Here is a 17,135-nt window from a genome sequence, read left to right as displayed (position 1 = left end):
CCGGCCGGGGTGGCGAGGGGGAATACCCAGTCCTCGAGAGGGCCTTACGCTGGGTGGCCGAGGTCGGCGACGAGCCGCTCGGCGAGCTCGGCGGAGGAGTTCGGGTTCTGGCCCGTGTAGAGGTTGCGGTCCACCACGACGTGCGAGTCCCAGGGATCGGCGGCCGCGGAGAAATCCGCTCCGAGCTCCTTGAGCTTGGCCTCGAGCAGCCAGGGAGCCTTCTCCGCCAGGCCCACCTGCTCTTCCTCGATGTTCGAGAATCCGGTCACCCGGTAGCCGGCGAACGGCGAGGACGCCGGATCGTCGGAGGCGGCCAGGAGTGCGGCGGGCGCGTGGCACAGCAGCGCCAGGGGCGTGCCGGCGGTGACCCGCTCGGCAAGGATCGCCCCGGAGGTCCGGTCCACGGCGAGGTCCTCGAGCGGACCGTGGCCGCCCGGGTAGAAGACCAGGTCGAAATCGGTGTGGTCGACGGCGGCGAGGTCGGCGGGGGAGTCGAGAACCGGCGTGAGGCGCTCGAGGGAGGCCTTGAGCTTCTCGAGGGTCTCCGGATCGCCGGCGCCCTCGGCGAGGCTGGCCCGGTCGAACGTGGGCGCGCGGCCGCCGGGGGTGGCGAGGGTGACGGACCAGCCCTCCCCCGTGAACGCCTCGTAGGGCGTGACGAACTCCTCCGCCCAGAACCCGGTGGGATGCGTCGTGCCGTCCGCCAGGGTCCAGTGGTCGGCGGCGGACAGGATCATGAGGACAGTGGTCATGATGGCGACCCTACGGCGGTCGGGGCGGAGCGCAACTGGTCGGGGACACCGCCGGATACCGCGTCGCGTGCGTCCGGGTGACTCGGGCATCGTCGACCCGGGTTCGCCGGCGGTCTAGGCAAAGACGCCTGCCGGTGACAAACTCAGTTCCGTGGCGCGACAGTACGGGGGCGGGTCGGGAACCGAGGCGAAGGCACGTCACCTGACCCTGGAGCAGGCCGCAGTCCTACCGGCACCGGACGTGCTGAGCGCGCTCGGGGTGTCGGGCTCCGGTCTGGCCGAGGAGCGGGCGGCTGAGCGTCTGGCGGCCGATGGCCCCAATGAGCTGCCCGGGCACCGGTCGACCGGGTGGAGTGTGCTCCTGCGGCAGTTCGCCAATCCCGTGTTGCTGCTCTTGCTCATCGCGGCGGGCCTGTCCTTCGCCACCGGGGATCAGGTCAACGCGCTGATCATCGGGGCGATCATGACGGCCAGTACCGGGCTGGGGTTCGTCAACGAGTACCGGGCCGAACGCACCGCCCAGGACCTGCACCGGCAGGTCAGCCACAGTGTGGTGGTGGTCCGGGGCGGACGGGATCGTTCCGTGGACGTCAAGGACCTGGTGGTCGGAGACCTCGTGCGCGTCGGTCTGGGATCGATCGTGCCTGCCGATCTCCGGGTGGTGGAGTGCAACGAGCTCGAGGCCGATGAAGCGGTGCTGACCGGGGAGTCGGTGCCGGTGGCCAAGTCGCCGGCACCGGTGGAACCGGGGGCCGCACTGGCGGACCTGGGGTCGTGCCTGCTGATGGGCACGGTGGTTCGCCACGGGGACGCCCTCGCCGTGGTGGTCGCGACCGGCGCGGACGCCCAGTTCGGCAGGATCGCACAGGGGCTGGGGGAGCGGGCACCGCGCACGGGTTTCGAGATGGGGCTGACGCGGTTCTCGATGATGCTGCTGTGGATCGGCGTGGCGCTCATGGTGGGGATCCTGGTGATCAACCTGCTGTTGCGTCGCCCATTCCTCGATGCGCTGCTGTTCTCGCTGGCGATCGCGGTCGGCATCACCCCGCAGCTGTTGCCGGCGGTGGTGAGTACCTCCCTGGCGGCTGGATCACGGCTGCTGGCGAGAGAGAAGGTGCTGGTCAAGCGATTGACGAGCATCGAGGATCTGGGCAACATGGACGTGCTGGTCACGGACAAGACGGGCACGCTGACCGAGGGGAGTATCACCTTCCTCGAGGCGGTGCCCGCCGGACAGGACCGGGCGGACACGCTGAGGTGGGGCCTGCTGTGCTGCGAGGCTGATCCTGCCGTCGGGGGCGCCGGGGCGGGGCAGAACGCACTGGACGCGGCGCTGTGGCAGGCCGCGGGGCCGGGAGCTCCGGGCCAGGTCGACGTGGCGGGAATCCGGAGGGTTGCCTACCGTCCCTTCGACCATGACTCCCTGACCTCCTCGGTGCTCCTGGATCTGCCGGACGGTCATCGATGGGAGACCCTCAAGGGGGCTCCCGAAGTGGTGACCTCCCGGTGCTCCCCGAACGAGGGCGAGGGGCGGGATGCGCTGGACGCGCTGTTCGAGCAGGGGCTGCGGGTGGTGGCGGTGGCTGTGCGTCGAGCGGACGGCGAGACCGAACTGGCGTCGAGGCCTCCGTCCGGGTTCCGTCTGGCCGGCTTCCTGTGCTTTCTCGATCGCCCCAAGTCCGACGCCGCCGACGCGCTCCGGGCCCTGGCGCAGCTCGGGATCGGGGTGAAGGTCACCACCGGTGACAACGCGGTCGTCGCGATCAAGGTGTGCCGGGACCTCGGGCTCACCGATGACGCCGGCATGGTCCCGGCCCTGACCGGGCACCAGGTCGACGCCCTCGACGACGAGGCCCTGGCCACCGTCGCGGCCACGACGATCGTCTTCGCCCGGGTGTCCCCGGAGCAGAAGGCCCGGATCATCCGTCTCCTGCGCGCCCGGCACGCCGTCGGCTACCTCGGCGACGGGGTCAACGACGCCCTGGCCCTGCATGAGGCCGATGTGGGGATCTCGGTGGACACCGGCACCGACGTGGCCAAGGATGCCGCCGACGTGATCATGCTCCACAAAGACCTCGGCACCCTGGCGCGGGGGGTGGTGGGCGGTCGGCGGATCTTCGCCAACACCATCAAGTACGTCCTCATGGGGACCTCGTCCAACTTCGGGAACATGTTCTCCGCCGCCGCGGCGAGCGCGTTCCTGGCGTTCCTGCCGATGCTGCCCCAGCAGATCCTGCTCAACAACGTCCTCTACGACTGCTCTCAGCTGGCCATTCCCACCGATCGAGTCGACGAGGAGCAGTTGCGCAAACCCTCGCACTGGGATCTGGGACAGATCCGCCGGTTCATGCTGGTCTTCGGCCCGGTCTCCTCGATGTTCGACTTCGCCACCTTCGCCCTCCTGTTGGGCGTTCTCAATGCTGGTCCGGAGGAGTTCCGCACGGGCTGGTTCGTGGAGTCTCTGGCGACCCAGACCCTGATCGTCTTCGCGATCCGCACCCGACAGGTCCCGTTCCTCCGCAGTCGGCCTTCCTGGGCCCTGACGGGGGCGGTCCTGACGGTTGTCGCCGTGGGCGTGGTGCTGCCGTTCACCGCGGTCGGCGCTCTGCTCGGGTTCGTGGCATTGCCGGCCCCGTTCTATGCGGCGCTGGCGGCCATGGCCGTGCTCTACCTGGCGCTGATCGAGACCGTGAAGAGCGTCTTCTTCCGGGTCGAGGCCGAGCGTTCCGCCGCGCTGCCTCAGCGTCGTCGCACCCATCCGCACCCCGCGATCGGCGTGCACAGGCGGGCCACCGGCTTCGCCGCCCAACGGGGCGCCCCGGCCCGGGTGTCGTATGGTCGTCGGCGGTCTCCGGACTCCGGGGGGAACGGACCGGGTGAGGCCGCCGCGTAGCGGTTCCGGGGGCCGGTGCCGCTTACTTTACATAATCGAACATTATCGGCGCGGCGGTCTGATAGCTGGCAGCCAGTGCCACCTGCCACGGGTAGATGCCTCTTTTGAGAATGACAAGCCCATTTGGCCCCGCTGTGCTGTTTTGATTTGGCCCCACCCTCGTGATGGGTGAGGGGTGGGCGCGCCGGTGGTCGGCGGCCCGGGCGTGTCAGGTGGTCGCGGGCTCCTTTCGGTGGTGGGCTGCGGTGGCGGCCAGGCGGTAGGAGGCGGTGCCGGTCTGGATGATGTGGGCGTTGTAGGTCAGCCGGTCGACCACGGCTGCGGCCAGTCGGGGGTCGGTGAAGGTGGTGCCCCATTCGCTGAACGGCGCGTTGGAGGCGCACGCGATCGAGGCCCGTTCCTCTCGTGCGGTGATGATCTGGAACAGCAGTTCGGCGCCGCGTGGATCGAGGTGGACGTAGCCGACTTCGTCGAGGCACAGCAGATCCAGGCGGGCATACCGGCCGACCACGCGGGACAGTTGCTTGTCGTCGGCGGCTTCGACCAGCTCGTTGACCAGGGCCGCGGTGGTGACGTACCGGACTCGTCGACCCTGCTCGGCCGCCGCGGTGCCCAACGCGATGAGCAGGTGCGTCTTGCCGGTGCCGGAGTCGCCGAGCAGGACCAGTGGCTCCCCGGCGTCGATCCACGCCCCGCCGGCCAGGTGCGCCAGGGTCGCTGGTGGTAGGTCGGGAAGCCGTGCGGGATCGAAGTCGGCGAGCCGTTTGGTGCGGGGAAATTTGGCCTCGTTGACTCGGCGCATTCGTCGGCGGGCATCGCGTTCGTCGCACTCGGCCGAGAGCATCTCGGCCAGGAACGCTTTGTGGGTCAGGCGCTGTTTGGCGGCCGCTTCGGCCATGGGTATGGCCTGGTCGCGGATGGTGGGTAGGCACAGGGTCTTGGCGGCGGCACCGATGGCGGCTTCGGCGGCCGCGTCGGTCAGCGCCGTCATCGCCGGCGGGTTCTTGGCGCTCATGCGATGGCCTCCTCAAGCGGGCGCTGGTTGGTGGTGGTCAGGAGCTGGTCGTAGCCGGCCAGTGACGGGGCGGGCCTGTGGTCGGCGGCCGACGGGGCGGCCGTGGCCGGCAACGTGATCGGCGGGGTGGCGGCCCGCCCGCAGGTGGCGCTGCGGGCGTGCACGGCGACCAGGTCGGCATCGAACACCCCGTCGGCGATGGCGGCGGCCATCCCGGCGGCCACCGCAGATGGGGTCATGGTGCGATGCAACAGCAGGACCCCGATCAGGGCGCGGGTGCCCGCGCCATCGCCCAACGCGGTGCGGGCGGCGGTCCAGAACCGCTGATGGCAAGAGGTGAACACCCCCGACGCTTTAGCGCTGGCCAGGGCGGTCGACCCGGCCAGGGCGCCGGGTTTGCGCACCAGCACCTCCAGGTAGTGGTCCAGGACCAGGTCCTCGGTGCCCTTGTGCAGTGAGCGGGTGTGCTCGGCGAGGACCTTGCCGTGCGCGGCCGGGTCGAGCACGCGGATGCTCGTGGCGCCCAGACGGACCTCGAGACGACGCCCGACGTGGCGTGCGGGCACCGAGTAGTAGGACTGGCGCACGCACACCCGCGCTTTGGCATCGACGCGGCACGACAGGACGGCGGCCACATCGAAGTCCTCGTCCGGTAGCGGCCGCAGCAACGGTAGTTCTCGGGCCGCGGCGGCGCCGACGGTCTCGGCGCGGGCGCCGATACGGCGGGCATCATCGCGGGCATCGCCGGCGGCGATGAGCTCGTTGAGTTCGGCCAGGGAGCCCACTTTCGGTACCGGGGTCAGGTGCCGGCGCCTAAACCGGCCGATCTCGCCCTCCACCCCGCCCTTCTCGTGAGCGCCGTCCTTGCCGGGCAGGCAGTAGAACGAATCGAACCCGTAGTGCGAACGCAACGCCACGAAACGGGGGTGTTCGAACCGGTCCCGGCCAAGCGCGACCCTGGTCACCGCCGGTTTGAGGTTGTCGTAGCGGATCATGCCGACAGGTACCCCGCCGAAGGCGGCGAACGCCCGGACGTGGCCGTCGAAGAACGATTCCTGGGCCTGGTTGGCGTAGGCGAAATGGAACGCCTTGAACCGCCCCAGGTTTTCCGCCGCTCCTATGTGGGTTGAAGCTCTCGGTTGAGAGCGGCGTAGTAGCTCTGCTCGAACTCGATGGGCGGGACGTAACCCAGGGACGAGTGAAGCCGTTCATTGTTGTACCACTCGACCCACGCGGCAGTGGCGTACTCCACGTCGGAGATCGTCTTGTACGGTCCGTCCCGGAAGATCGACGAGCGGATGCACTCGGCCTTGTACAGCCCGTTGATCGTCTCCATTAGTGCGTTGTCATATGCGTCACCGACGCTGCCGATCGATGGCTCGATGCCCTCGAGGGCGAGTCGTTCGGTGAACGCTACAGATGTATATTGACTGCCTGCATCCGAGTGACTGATAAGCGACTTCGGCTCGATCGGATGCCCCTCGCGGTCGCGTTGCCACAACGCCATTCGCATTGGGATCGTGACCAGATCAGCGTGCTTGGTGGTGGCCGCGTTCCAGGCCACGATGCGCTGGGCGAAGACGTCGACGACGAACGCGACGTAGACGAAACCCGCCCAGGTTCGTACGTATGTGAAGTCGGCTACCCATACTCGGTCGGGCCGGTCGGAGGTGAAGTCCCGGTCGAGGAGGTCCGGTGCTCGAACAACGTCGGGGTCGGCGACGGTGGTGTAGACCTTTTTCGCCCGCACCACCCCGGATAGCCCCAGCGTGCGCATCACTCTGTCGACAGCCCCGGGGCTCGCGGCGGCCAGGCCGGTCCGGCGAACCTCGGCGAGCATCTTGCGACGCCCATACAGGCCCGCAGGCTGCATCTTCCGGCGCCCCTGCTCATCGGGCTGCCACACCAGCTTCCGGATGACGTCCTCGACTTCGGCATCGCTGACGGTTCTGGCTGCGACTGCTCGTCTCGGCGACGTCCACTCGCGGTAGGTCCGTGCGGCGATCTGCAGGCCTGCTTTGCGCAGGCCCCGGCAGATCGACTCGACCGCATGCCCCTCGGAGCGCATCTGGTCGATGAACTCGCAGATCACCGGTTGCGGGGGTCGAGTTCCCCGATGCTCCTATGTCAAGTCTTCGTTAAGCGGCCGTCTGGAGCGCAGCGATTGGAGATTGCGGTGCTGCAGGTGGAGGAGGTGACGTGGCGTCGAGCACGGCCCGTGTTTCGTCTGCCCGCATCGCTGCGAACACCCGATCGGATATGCGGGGGCGCAGCAGGCGCAACGCCTCGGTTCGGGTCTTGCCGGAGGCGATGAGCTTGTCGAAGTAGGCGGTACCTTCTGCGCCGAGTCGCAGCTGGGTCACCGCGGCCATGTGCAGCGCGGTATTGATGCGCCTGTTGCCGCCCCGGGACAGCCTGACGCGGACCTTGTTGCCCGACCAGACGGGAATTGGGGCGGTGCCGTTGAAACGGGCGAAGGCGTCTTTGGACTTGAACCGCCTGACCCCGGCGGTCTCCCCGATAATTGTGGCCGCGCCGAGAACCCCGAGGCCCGGGACCTCGAGCAGACGTGGGTGATCCGCGCGCACCAGCTTGGTCAGGCGGCTCTCGATCTCATTGATCCGCCGAGTGAGTGACCGAATGTCCTCCAGGAGATCCCGGGCAATCTCGGCCACCGCCCCGGTGTGTTCGTAGAGTCGTGCGATTAGCTCATCCAGCAGGTGGTAGCGACGCAGTGCCCGGGACGGTATCTGCAGGTCAGGATCAATCTCGTGCAGGAACCAGCGGACCTTGGATTGCATAGCAGTACGTCGAGCGACCAGGCTACGACGATGGTCGGACAACAGCTTGATCTCCCGCGCCGGGCCGGGCAGCTCGGCCGTCGGTAGGTCATCTTCGCGCAGAGCAACGCGTGCAACGGCTTCAGCGTCGATCGGATCAGACTTGCCGTGTTCACGACCCGAGCGGCGCATACCTGCCATCAACCTGGTGTGGACTCGCACCACCTTGTGCCCTGTACCGAGCAGGTCAGCTTCCAGACGACGGGTCAGATGCCGGCAGTCCTCGACCGCAATGCAGACGCCGTCGAACTGCTCGAGCCACGCCATGATCTTCTGATGCCCAGCAGCCCGAGCCTCGACCGTGAGGACATCGATTCTCTTGCCGACCTCGTCGACCGCGACGAGCGTGTGCCAATTCTTGTGTGCATCAATTCCAATGACAGTCATCGCCGACCTCCTGATGTTGCGTGCAGTACGGCACCGCCGTTCGAGATCGGGCACGCCTCAGTGGGGCAGGACGAGCGAGCAAGCTCCTATCAGGCCACGACCTCCAACGGCGGTGCTAGCCCGGCGGAGCGGCACATCGGGGACAAGCCACCTACGGCAGCGAAGAAACGAGCCAACTCCACCGAGCCACTCTCATTCTGGTACTGACGCGAAGAAAATCGAGGCCCTGCGCATGATCTCCAGGTCCTCGGTCAGCCGCCGGTTTTCGGCCTTGAGGCGCTTGATCTCGGCGCTCTCCTCGGTGCTGACGCCGGGGCGGGCGCCGGCGTCGATGTCGGCCTGCAGGGCCCACCGACGCACTGTCTCTTTGCCTAGCCCAAGGCGGCGGCCCACCTGGTCACAGCAGGCTGTCAGTGATGCGTACTCACTGCGGTGCTCGGACACCATCCGCAGGGCCCGCTCTTTGACCGCGGGATCGATCTTCTTCGGCATGCAGCCATCCTCCTCGACTCGAAAAGGATGCGGCGGGAAACCTGGGGCGGTTCACCTTGCCCGAATGCGACAGGCGCATGCAGAACATGAATATCTTCATCACCACCCCGGCAATGGTGACGGTGAACTCGCCGAAGTCGACCTCGGCCTCCTCGGCCGGCGGATGAGTTTGAGGCACCATCACCTCTTTCGGCCCGCTGATCTCGGCGCGGAGCTTGGCCACCAGGTTGCGCACGCTCGACTCGGCCACCTCCACTCCTTCCTCCTCCATCAGGCGCTGCCACACGCGGCGAGCGGTGTGACGTTGCTTGCGCGGCGCCTCGAGGTCCTCGGTCAACCAACGCCGGATCGTCGCCTCATGCGGACCCAGAACCGGCGCCTGGCGTTCCGGGGTCTTACGTGGTGGCGGCACCGCATCGGCCAACGCCGCGCGCACCGTACGGCGGTGCACCTTGTGCCTAGCGGCGAGCGCCCGGATGGACAGGCCTTCGTCTCGGGCGTCTCGTCGGATACGTTCGAACTGCTCCACTCTCGATCTCTCCTTCAACCCCTTGCCTCTCGTGAACGTCTTTGGTCGGACGACACGAAACATAGGGTCTGATTGATCGAGGGTGGGGCCATTTCAGACCAGCACTACGCCTCCAAGTGGGGCCAATTCAGACTGGCACACTCACCTGGGGGCGTGGTGTGGCAGTGGCCATGGTGGCCAGGCCTGGATGGCAGGAGCGGATGTGGGCGCAGCTCCCCGCCGGCGGGGCAAGGATAAGGTCGTGACATGACTGCCGGTGCACGCAAGTACGACAGCTCTCGCCGGCAGCAACAGGGGCGGGAGCGCGTCCTGAACGCTGCGCTGGATCTGGCGCGGGTCAGCAGCGGGTGGAACTGGGCAGACATCACGTTCAAGGCGGTGGCCGACTCCGCTGGGGTGAGCGAGCGCACCGTCTACCGCCACTTTCCGACTCAGCGAGATCTCCACGACGCGCTCATGGTCCGGATCAATCAGGACGCACAGATCTCCTACGATGACCTGGCCATCGATGATGTGGCGGAGGTGGTCAACCGTTTGTTCACCTCGCTCAGCACGTTCGATCGAGCACTCGAGACACAGCCCAGGCCCTCTGAGGCGGCCATTGCCATGAACCGCGAGCGGATGCAGGCGCTGCTCGACGCCAGCGGGGGCGACCGTCGTCTGGCCGGCCTGCTGGACGTGCTGTGGAGCACGGAGGCCTACGAACGGCTGTCATCGGTCTGGAAGATGTCCACCGACGAGGCCATCGACTCCGTCACCTGGGCAATCGATCGCCTCACCCCGCCGGCCGACACGGCCTGAGCGCGTCGCGTCCCACTCGCGCAGGCCGCTTGCCGCGCCCGCACACCGCGGTGACGCCCGAACCGACCACCCGTCCCGCCAGTCGCTAGGGGCTGCCGACCCTGGTCGCCAGGGCGCGCCGCCGAGCGCCGTCGACCGAACCCTCGATTCGAGAAGCTGCCGCCTTACGTCTTGCTGCCGCGTGAACAGCACTAATCGTCGTCGGCAGTACCTGGGCGGTCTGATTGGCTCGCCAGGTCGTCGCCGGGGGTTGTGCGCCCTGCAGATTTCGTGTCATAGTACTGACATGAAATCGGATCTGAGGAGAGTGACGAGCGTGACGGCTGTCTATGAGCAGACGGATCTCGACCGGCTGGAGTCGGAGTCAGTGCACATTTTTCGCGAGGTGGCCGCTACGGCTGAGCGACCAGCGTTGCTGTTCTCGGGCGGCAAGGACTCGGTGGTGATGTTGCATCTGGCGATGAAGGCCTTCTGGCCGGCCCCGGTTCCGTTCCCGGTGATGCACGTCGACACCGGGCAGAACTTCGACGAGGTGCTCGACTACCGCGACGCCACGGTCGAGAGGCACGGACTTCGGTTGCTGGTGGCCAGTGTCCAGGATGACATCGACGCCGGCCGGTCCCAGGAGGAGTTTCCCGGCGCCCCCCGCAACCGTCTGCAGACCACCGCCCTGCTGCGCGGCATCACGGAGAACAGGTTCGGTGCCGTGTTCGGCGGCGCCCGCCGTGACGAGGAGAAGGCCCGCGCCAAGGAGCGGATCTTCTCGTTCCGCGACGAGTTCGGCCAGTGGGACCCGCGCAATCAGCGCCCCGAGCTGTGGAGCCACTACAACGGTCGCCACCGCAAGGGCGAGAACATTCGTGTCTTCCCGCTGTCGAACTGGACCGAGCTCGACATCTGGTCCTACATCGAGCGCGAGGGCATCGAGTTGCCGAGCCTGTATTACGCCCGTGAGCGCACCGTCGTCGAGCGCGACGGGATGCTTCTCGAGGTCAACCGCTTCATCCAGCCGACTCCGGACGAGACCCCGTTCGTGTCGATGACCCGGTTCCGGACCGTGGGTGATGCGACCTGCACCGGATGCGTGGAGTCCGAGGCCGCCACCCCGGCCGAGGTCGTCGCCGAGGTGGCGGCGGTCCGGGTCACCGAACGAGGCGCCACCCGCGCCGACGACCGCATTTCCGAGTCCGGAATGGAAGACCGCAAGAAGGAAGGGTACTTCTGATGAGCGAGATGCTCCGCATCGCCACCGCAGGCTCTGTCGACGACGGCAAGTCCACCCTCATCGGGCGACTGCTCTACGACTCCAAGGCGATCTTCGCCGACCAGCTCGACGCGCTCGAGGTCACGAGTAAGGCCCGCGGATCCGAAGCCCCCGACCTGTCACTGCTCACCGACGGCCTGCGCGCCGAACGAGAACAGGGCATCACCATCGATGTGGCCTACCGCTACTTCGCCACCCCCAAGCGCAAGTTCATCATCGCCGACACCCCGGGCCATGAGCAGTACACGCGCAACATGGTCACCGGCGCCTCCACCGCCGACGTGGCGATCATCCTCATCGACGCGCGACACGGGGTACTCGAACAGTCCCGCCGCCACGCCTTCCTCGCCTCACTGCTGGCCATTCCGCACCTCATCGTGTGCATCAACAAGATGGACCTGGTCGACTACTCGCAGGAGGTCTACGAACAGATCCGCCAGGACTTCGAGCAGTTCGCCGCGAAACTCGAGGTCTCGGACCTGTCATTCATCCCGATCAGCGCGCTTACCGGCGCCAATGTTGTCACCCGCAGCGAGGCGATGGGCTGGTACACGGGGTCCGCACTGCTCGACAAGCTCGAAACCCTGCATATCGCCTCTGACCGCAACCTCATCGACGTGCGACTGCCCGTGCAGTACGTCATCCGGCCGCACGCCTCCCGCGACGCCGGGCTCCACGACTTCCGTGGGTATGCCGGGACCGTCGCCGGGGGAGTGATCAAGGCCGGCGACGAGGTCACCGTCCTGCCCGCGGGGAAGACCACGACCGTGTCGACGGTGTGGGGTCCGGGCGGTGCCCGGCTGGAGGAGGCCTTCGCGGGCCAGGCCGTGACCGTGGAACTCGCCGACGACATCGACATCGCTCGCGGCGACATGATCTGCCGCCCACAGAACCGCCCCTTCGTCACGCAGGACCTCGACGCGATGGTGTGCTGGCTGACCGAGGAATCGGAGCTGGACCCCGAGCGTAAGTACGTCATCCAGCACACGACCCGGTCCACCCGAGCCGCGGTGGAGAAGATCGACTACCGACTCGACGTCAACACCCTTCACCGCGACATCGGCGTGACGTCACTCGGGCTCAACGAGATTGGCCGGGTGACGATCCGCTCCCAGCAGCCCCTGATGTTCGACTCCTACCGGCGGAGTCGGGAGACGGGATCGTTCATCCTCGTGGACGAGGCGACCAATGCCACCGTCGCCGCGGGGATGATCACCGGTCCGGCCGTGCGTCAAGAGAACGTGGTGTGGCAGGACAATGCGGTCGATAGGAACGGGCGTCCCGCGCCCACCGGGGCGGCCGGCCTCACCATCTGGCTGACCGGTCTGTCCGGGTCCGGCAAATCCACCATCGCGATGGAGACCGAGCGGCAGCTGGTCGAGCAGGGACGGGCGGCCTACCTCCTGGACGGCGACAACCTGAGGCACGGACTCAACTCCGACCTCGGGTTCTCGGCCGCCGACCGCGCGGAGAACGTCCGCCGGACCGGTGAAGTCGCCCTGATCCTGGCCGACTCCGGCCAGGTGGCGGTGGTCTCCCAGATCTCGCCCGACCGCGGTACCCGGGAGGCGGTCCGCCGTGCGCACGAGGAGGCCGGCCTCCGGTTCGTGGAGGTCTTCGTGGACACCCCGCTCGAGGTGTGTGAGCAGCGAGACCCCAAGGGCCTCTACGCCCGTGCCAGGGCGGGGGAGATCTCCGGGTTCACCGGGATCGACTCGCCGTACGAGGAACCCCTCGATCCCGAGCTGCACCTGACGGGCGCAGACGGCACCGTGGAGGAAATGGCCCGACGGGTGCTGGCAGCCGTCGAGGGCATGGCGGCGACCGTCCATGGCTGACCCCGGGAAGCGGCGACCTGTCCCGACCCCGCCACCCGGCGTTCTCAACGACGACCACCGGTTCGCCGCGTGGGCGGCCGAGGCCGCCGGCGCCGTGCTGCTCGAGCTGCGTGGGTCCGGGCTCGCTGGTAAGGAGCTCAAGGACGCCGGGGATCTAGCCTCACACGAGCTGCTCATGGAGCTGCTCGCGACCTACGCGCCCGGGGACGCGGTGCTCTCGGAGGAGGGGCACCGCGGCACAGTCGGCCGTCACGACCGCCACACGTCCCGGCGGGTCTGGATTATCGACCCGGTCGACGGGACCCGGGAGTACTCGGAGCCCCCGCGCGACGACTGGGCCGTCCACGTGGCGTTGTGGCAGGACGGCGAACTGGCCGCAGGGGCGGTAGCCCAGCCGGCCCTCGGCCGTACCTTCCACACCGGTGCCCCCGGCGCGGCGCCGGGCCCCGCCTCGTCGCGGCCGCTCATCGCGGTCTCCCGCACCCGGCCCCCGGCCTTCGTGACCGAGCTGGCCGCGCACCTCGATGCGGAACTGGTCCCCATGGGCTCGGCCGGGGTGAAGGTCCTCTCGGTGGTCCGTGGGATCACCGACGCCTACGTCCACGCCGGGGGACAGTACGAATGGGACTCCGCGGCACCGGTCGCCGTGGCCCGCAGTGCCGGGCTGTTCACCAGCCGGCTCGACGGGACCCCGCTGACCTACAACCAGCCCGACGTGCTGCTGCCCGACCTGGTGGTGTGCCGGCCTGAACTCGCCCCGGCGATCCTCGCCTTCCTCGCCGAGAATCCGGGCGTCCCCCACGACCGCAAGGAGACAGTGTCATGACCCACGACTGGACCGAGAACTTTCGTCAGGCGGTCGCCGAGGCCGAGGCCCTCATCGCGGATCCGCCCTTCGAGGTCACCGAGCAGGAGCGCGCCGAGGGGTACGACTACCTCGCGGGCAACATCCGCTCGGCGATCCAGGCGGCCTTCAGCTACGACCTCGTCCACCCGGTGTTGATGAACGGCACTCACCAGTACTCGCGCCAGGGGCTGGACAACCCGGACGCGATCTACTTCAACGCCTACCTCGACGAGGGCGGGACCTACCAGGTCACCGGTACGCGGGGGACGACCTCCGACTTGTCGTTCCAGCTGATGGACGGCAGTTACAGCGCTACCGGCGCCCCGACCACGCTGGCGGCATTCGACGACCGGGAGCTGGACATCGCCGCCGACGGCAGCTTCTCGTGGACATTCGGGCCCGAGCCCGGCCTGAAGAAGGGGTCCTGCCTCATCATCCGTGAGGTGTATAGCGACTGGGTGGACGAACGCCGTGGCACCATCCGCATCCAGCGCCTGGACACCGCCGGGACCCCCCGCGTCCCACTGACAAGCGAGGGTGTCCAGAAACGTTTCGACGTGGCCGCCAAGGCGCTGACCAGCCGGATCCGTACGTGGTTCGAGTTCCCCAAGTGGTACACCTACACCCAGCCGGTCAACACCCTCACCGCACCTGCGCAGACCCCCGGCGGATTGGCGAGCCAGTACTCCTCGCTCGGGCACTACGAGCTGGACGACGACCAAGCGATGGTCGTCACCGTGCCCGTATGTGAGGAGGCTGCGTACCAGGCCATCCAGCTCGGCTCGAAGTGGTACGTCTCCACCGACTACGAGCACCGGCAGTCGTCTCTGACCGCAGCGCAGTCCCAGGCCGATCCGGACGGGAAGTTCCGGTACGTCATCTCCACCCGCGACCCGGGCATCGCGAACTGGCTCGACACCACCGGCCACCGCACGGGCGTGATGATGATGCGCTGGCAGCACATCAGCCGCGAGCTCAGCGCCGGCGACGGCCCGTCGGTGGAGCTCGTGTCCTTTGACGACCTGCCCCGGCACCTGCCGCACTTCGACCACAACCGCGTCACGCCCGAGCAGTACGCAGCGCGCATCGCCGACCGACAGGTGGGCATCGCGCAGCGGATGATCTCGTGACACCAGAAAGGATCACTGCAATGACACCCACCGGGACGAGTGACAACATCATGGCGCGCGAGCGGGCCGAGGTCGGGTCGTACGAGGACATCGTCGCCGCCGCCGTGCGCTCCACGGGGCTCTCGGACTTCGGGTCCGGCGCGCACGAGGAGGGGCTGCGGGTGATCGTCGACGATCTCAACTCGCCCGAGGCGGGGCTGACGCCACGGGGCCGCGCCTTCCAGCGCTCGGAGGTCAAGAGCGCGCTGACCGGTGTCCTGCTCACCGAGGCGGCGTTCGCGGCCCACCCCGAACACGACCGGGTCCGGATCGAACGCCCGATCTTCCTCATGGGCCTCCCACGTACGGGGACCACGATCCTGCACCGCCTACTCCACGCCGATCCGGGAGCGCAGGGGCTCGAGATGTGGCTGACCCAGTTCCCCCAGCCACGCCCCCCGCGGGAGACGTGGGAGTCCGATCCCCGGTTCGCCGCGATGCAGCGGGGCTTCGCCGCCCACCATGCCGCCTCCCCGGACTTCAAGGGCATCCACTACATGGACGCCACGGTGGTCGAGGAGTGCTGGCGACTCCTGCGTCAGACCGGCAAGTCAAACTCGTACCAGTCCACGGCGAACCTCCCGCGCTACACCGAGTGGCTCGCGGGCCGGGACTGGACCGATGCCTACGCCCGTCACCGCCGCATCCTCCAACTGGTCGGGCTCAACGATCTCGACAAGCGCTGGGTGCTCAAGAACCCGTCCCACATGACCGCGCTCGACGCCCTCATGACGGCGTACCCCGACGCGCTCATCGTCTACACCCACCGCGACCCGGTCACCTGCATCGCCTCCGCGTGCTCCCTGGCCGCCGCCGCATCGGACGGGCACTCCGAGACCTTCGTGGGTGAGACCATCGGTCGCACTCAACTCGACCTCTGGGCGACCTCCTACCAGGCGTTCCACGAAGCACGGGGCAGGTACGACCAGGCGCAGTTCGTCGACGTAGCCTTCAGGGACCTGGTCCGCGACCAGGTCGGCACCGTGCGGAAGGTCTATGAGGCGTTCGGTATGGACTGGACCCCCGAGGTCGAGCAGGCGGTCGCCGAGGCCGACCGCGAGGCCAGGCACGGCGCCGCCGCACCCCGGCACAGCTACACACTTGCCGACTACGGGTTGACCGACAAGCAGGTCCTGAGCGCCTTCGATCGCTGACCCCGGCCCGCCCGCCCCGCGATAGTCGCGGATCCACTCATCACAGGAGAACGCAATGAACACCCCCGTCGAGCCTGCCACCCAGAACCGGGCCCCGGTGCCCCCGCTACTGCAGGGAAAGGTCGTGTTGGTGTGCGGGGTGGGCCCGGACCTGGGCCGCTCCCTGGCCGTCCGGTCCGCGCAGGCCGGCGCCGACATTGTCCTCGCAGCCCGCAGCGCCGACAGGCTCAACCTCATCGAGCAGGAGATTTGCGACCTCGGCCGCCAGGCACTTGCGGTGCCGACGGACATCACCAACGCCTCCGCCCGCCACGAACTCGCCCGGGCCGCCATGGACTCCTTCGGTCACGTCGACGTTTTGATGAACGCGGCCTTCGCCCACCCGCCGTACGTCAAGCTCCTCGAAGCCGATCTGGACGAAATGCGCCAGCAGACCGACCTCAACGTCCTGGCATCAGTAGGCCTGGTTCAGGAATTGGCCGATACCCTCACAGCACGCAGCGGATCAGTCGTACTTATCAACTCCCTCGTCCTTCGTAACCGCCTGCCAGGTGTCGGCAGCTACCGCATGGATAAGGCAGCACTCCTGGCAGCGGCACGAAGCCTGTCCATCGAGTTGGGCCCCCGCGGGGTGCGGGTCAACTCTGTCGCGCCGGGGTACATCTGGGGCGACAAGCTGCGCGACTTCTACGCCTGGCGCGAGGCGAACGGGGGAGCGACCGCCGCGGAGAAGTACGCGGAGAAGGCACAGCAGACAGACCTACTCCGCCTGCCGACCCCGGACGAGATCGCCGACGCTGCAGTCTTCCTCGCCTCCGACTTCGCCAGCGGCATCACTGGGCAGTGCCTCGACGTCACCTGCGGACAGAGCCACCACTGACTCCTCGATTGCCGTCCCACGCTGGACTCAACAGACCAGGGCGGGGCAAGAGCTTGCGCCGCTCTTATCCGTTCCCAGAGACCAGTCGTCACTGTCCAAGAAAGACACGGAGTTCAGCCTTGCGTCACCGGCCCAAGACGCTGAAGCGATGACGAGCTCATTCTTGCTTCGATGGACCGGCTCTGACCGCCGAGCAGATCGACAAGGCCGCGACCGCATCGGTAAGAGGGATGTCCGTCGGCGATCGCCTGAGATTTGGGAGTGGGTCGATCCA

General features: G+C 67.8%; 14 protein-coding genes and 1 pseudogene. 8 read left to right on the top strand and 7 right to left on the bottom strand.

Translation table 11 applies throughout. The annotated features are described in order from the left end of the window. Nucleotides 1–44: 44 nt before the first annotated feature. Nucleotides 45–752, bottom strand: a complete 708-nt coding sequence (locus Q0444_RS12180; protein ID WP_299023354.1) for a type 1 glutamine amidotransferase domain-containing protein — start codon at nucleotides 750–752, stop codon at nucleotides 45–47. A 151-nt stretch (nucleotides 753–903) separates the two neighbouring features. On the opposite strand from Q0444_RS12180, the gene mgtA reads away from it, so the two are divergent. Continuing rightward, the gene (gene mgtA / locus Q0444_RS12175) at nucleotides 904–3,645 is read left to right on the top strand and encodes a magnesium-translocating P-type ATPase (protein WP_291084999.1); all 2,742 of its coding nucleotides are present in this window, start codon (nucleotides 904–906) and stop codon (nucleotides 3,643–3,645) included. A gap of 208 nt (nucleotides 3,646–3,853) precedes the next feature. Here mgtA and istB read toward each other — a convergent pair whose 3' ends face one another. The 6 genes and pseudogenes from istB to Q0444_RS12145 all read right to left on the bottom strand — a co-directional run bounded on the left by istB (nucleotide 3,854) and on the right by Q0444_RS12145 (nucleotide 8,908). Next, entirely contained in the window at nucleotides 3,854–4,660 is an 807-nt protein-coding gene (gene istB, locus Q0444_RS12170; protein ID WP_299023353.1) for an IS21-like element helper ATPase IstB, read from the bottom strand. Next, nucleotides 4,657–5,655 carry a Mu transposase domain-containing protein gene (locus tag Q0444_RS12165; protein WP_299023352.1) on the bottom strand — a complete coding sequence of 333 codons (999 nt, stop codon included), beginning with the start codon at nucleotides 5,653–5,655 and terminating at the stop codon, nucleotides 4,657–4,659. The genes istB and Q0444_RS12165 overlap by 4 nt, the downstream gene beginning before the upstream one ends. A 122-nt stretch (nucleotides 5,656–5,777) precedes the next feature. After that, nucleotides 5,778–6,773: pseudogene (locus Q0444_RS12160) on the bottom strand (IS3 family transposase); the annotation flags it as partial. A gap of 25 nt (nucleotides 6,774–6,798) precedes the next feature. Beyond that, nucleotides 6,799–7,887 carry an IS110 family transposase gene (locus tag Q0444_RS12155; protein WP_299023351.1) on the bottom strand — a complete coding sequence of 363 codons (1,089 nt, stop codon included), beginning with the start codon at nucleotides 7,885–7,887 and terminating at the stop codon, nucleotides 6,799–6,801. Between the two features lie 192 nt (nucleotides 7,888–8,079). Further along, nucleotides 8,080–8,379, bottom strand: a complete 300-nt coding sequence (locus tag Q0444_RS12150; protein WP_299023350.1) for a hypothetical protein — start codon at nucleotides 8,377–8,379, stop codon at nucleotides 8,080–8,082. Then, entirely contained in the window at nucleotides 8,312–8,908 is a 597-nt protein-coding gene (locus Q0444_RS12145; RefSeq protein WP_299023349.1) for a hypothetical protein, read from the bottom strand. Before Q0444_RS12145 ends, Q0444_RS12150 begins: the two co-directional genes overlap by 68 nt. Nucleotides 8,909–9,154: 246 nt before the next feature. On the opposite strand from Q0444_RS12145, the gene Q0444_RS12140 reads away from it, so the two are divergent. The 7 genes from Q0444_RS12140 to Q0444_RS12110 all read left to right on the top strand — a co-directional run bounded on the left by Q0444_RS12140 (nucleotide 9,155) and on the right by Q0444_RS12110 (nucleotide 16,861). After that, nucleotides 9,155–9,709, top strand: a complete 555-nt coding sequence (locus Q0444_RS12140) for a TetR/AcrR family transcriptional regulator (RefSeq protein WP_299023348.1) — start codon at nucleotides 9,155–9,157, stop codon at nucleotides 9,707–9,709. 316 nt (nucleotides 9,710–10,025) lie between these two features. Further along, nucleotides 10,026–10,934: a sulfate adenylyltransferase subunit CysD gene (gene cysD, locus Q0444_RS12135; RefSeq protein WP_299023347.1), complete on the top strand. Its 909-nt coding sequence runs from the start codon at nucleotides 10,026–10,028 to the stop codon at nucleotides 10,932–10,934. Further along, a complete protein-coding gene (cysC, locus tag Q0444_RS12130) occupies nucleotides 10,934–12,811 on the top strand; it encodes an adenylyl-sulfate kinase (protein WP_299023346.1) in 1,878 nt (625 codons plus the stop codon). Before cysD ends, cysC begins: the two co-directional genes overlap by 1 nt. Next, nucleotides 12,804–13,637 carry a 3'(2'),5'-bisphosphate nucleotidase CysQ gene (locus tag Q0444_RS12125; RefSeq protein ID WP_299023345.1) on the top strand — a complete coding sequence of 278 codons (834 nt, stop codon included), beginning with the start codon at nucleotides 12,804–12,806 and terminating at the stop codon, nucleotides 13,635–13,637. The genes cysC and Q0444_RS12125 overlap by 8 nt, the downstream gene beginning before the upstream one ends. Beyond that, nucleotides 13,634–14,788 carry a hypothetical protein gene (locus Q0444_RS12120; RefSeq protein ID WP_299023344.1) on the top strand — a complete coding sequence of 385 codons (1,155 nt, stop codon included), beginning with the start codon at nucleotides 13,634–13,636 and terminating at the stop codon, nucleotides 14,786–14,788. The genes Q0444_RS12125 and Q0444_RS12120 overlap by 4 nt, the downstream gene beginning before the upstream one ends. Nucleotides 14,789–14,808: 20 nt before the next feature. Further along, on the top strand, nucleotides 14,809–15,981 hold the full coding sequence (locus Q0444_RS12115) for a sulfotransferase (protein ID WP_299023343.1): 1,173 nt from the start codon (nucleotides 14,809–14,811) through the stop codon (nucleotides 15,979–15,981). A gap of 55 nt (nucleotides 15,982–16,036) precedes the next feature. After that, the gene (locus Q0444_RS12110) at nucleotides 16,037–16,861 is read left to right on the top strand and encodes an SDR family oxidoreductase (RefSeq protein WP_299023342.1); all 825 of its coding nucleotides are present in this window, start codon (nucleotides 16,037–16,039) and stop codon (nucleotides 16,859–16,861) included. The last annotated feature ends 274 nt before the right edge of the window (nucleotides 16,862–17,135 follow it).

This window comes from uncultured Dietzia sp., from assembly GCF_937873725.1.
GTDB lineage: Bacteria > Actinomycetota > Actinomycetes > Mycobacteriales > Mycobacteriaceae > Dietzia.
This window is presented reverse-complemented; position numbering and strand designations above follow the sequence as displayed.